The organism is Rhizobacter koreensis, assembly GCF_013366375.1.
Taxonomy (GTDB): domain Bacteria; phylum Pseudomonadota; class Gammaproteobacteria; order Burkholderiales; family Burkholderiaceae_C; genus Schlegelella_A; species Schlegelella_A koreensis.
Map to the genome: position 1 here is coordinate 1 of NZ_JABWMJ010000040.1, position 1,187 is coordinate 1,187.

The window sequence follows — 1,187 nt, forward strand, 5'->3', positions numbered from 1 at the left end:
TAGGGAAGGTCTGCATAACCCCGTGCTGACCCGTCTTGCATGAGGTCGGCGCCGGCGCGACGATGGCGAGCATGAAGCAGCTCGGACTCGGCCTGAATCTCTCGACCAAGAAGACGCGCAAGCGCGAGTTCCTGGAGGAGATGGAACGTGTGGTGCCCTGGGCGGTGCTGGTGCAGATCGTCCAGCCGCACTACCCGAAAGCCAAGACCGGACGACCGCCGTTCGGGATCGAGACGATGCTGCGCATCCACTACTTGCAACAATGGTTCGGTCTGTCGGATCCGGCGATGGAAGAGGCGCTCCACGACGTGCCCCTGTACCGCGAGTTTGCCAAGCTCGACGGCGCCACCGCTCGAATGCCCGACGAGACGACCATCCTTCGCTTTCGCCACCTGCTGGAGCGACACGACCTCGCGGTGGACATGCTGCGCGTGGTCAACGACCTGCTGCAGCACAAAGGGCTGATGCTGCGCACCGGCACGGCTGTGGACGCCACGCTCATTTCGGCGCCCAGTTCGACCAAGAACGCCGACGGCGAGCGCGACCCTGAGATGCGCCAGACCAAGAAGGGCAACAACTGGTACTTCGGCATGAAGGCGCACATCGGTGTGGATGCTGCGTCGGGGCTGGTGCACACGGTGGCGACCACGCCGGCCAACGTCAACGACCTGAACATGGCCGGAGCGCTGCTGCACGGCGACGAAGAGGCGGCGTTCGGCGACGCCGGCTACCAGGGCGTTCACAAGCGGCCGGAGGCGTCGGGGCCCACGTGGCACGTAGCGATGCGACCGGGGCTGCGCAGGAAGCTCAACCCGTTCATCGCGCCGGACATCAGCGCCGAGCGCGTGGAGAAGATGAAGGCCAGCATCCGGGCCAAGGTTGAGCACCCGTTCCGAGTGATCAAGCGCCAGTTCGGGTTCACCAAGGTTCGCTACCGAGGGCTGAGAAAGAACACCGGGCAGATCGTCACGCTGTTCGCGCTGAGCAATCTGTGGATGGCTCGACGGCAGTTGCTGGGTGCCGAGGGATGAGTGCGTCCGCAGCGGCCGAAAACGGTGCACGCGGCGCGCGAGTCGGCCTGCCGAAGGCCCTTGCGCAGTCCGAAGCCGGCTCTCGCGGACCCCAAACCGTTCGATGGCACTAGTTCCACTCACTCCTTGCTGCGGAACGTGTTCTGCAGACCTTCC

1 protein-coding gene is annotated in these 1,187 nt (G+C 65.0%); it reads left to right on the forward strand.

Features of this window, described 5'->3' with window-relative positions:
- Positions 1 to 71 precede the first annotated feature (71 nt).
- Entirely contained in the window at positions 72 to 1,031 is a 960-nt protein-coding gene (locus HQN59_RS25745; RefSeq protein WP_176071990.1) for an IS5 family transposase, read from the forward strand.
- Positions 1,032 to 1,187 lie beyond the last annotated feature (156 nt).

Bases quoted from the DNA above. Each gene is read 5' to 3' on its own strand.
- HQN59_RS25745 (WP_176071990.1), top strand. From the start codon at position 72: ATGAAGCAGCTCGGACTCGGCCTGAATCTCTCGACCAAGAAGACGCGC.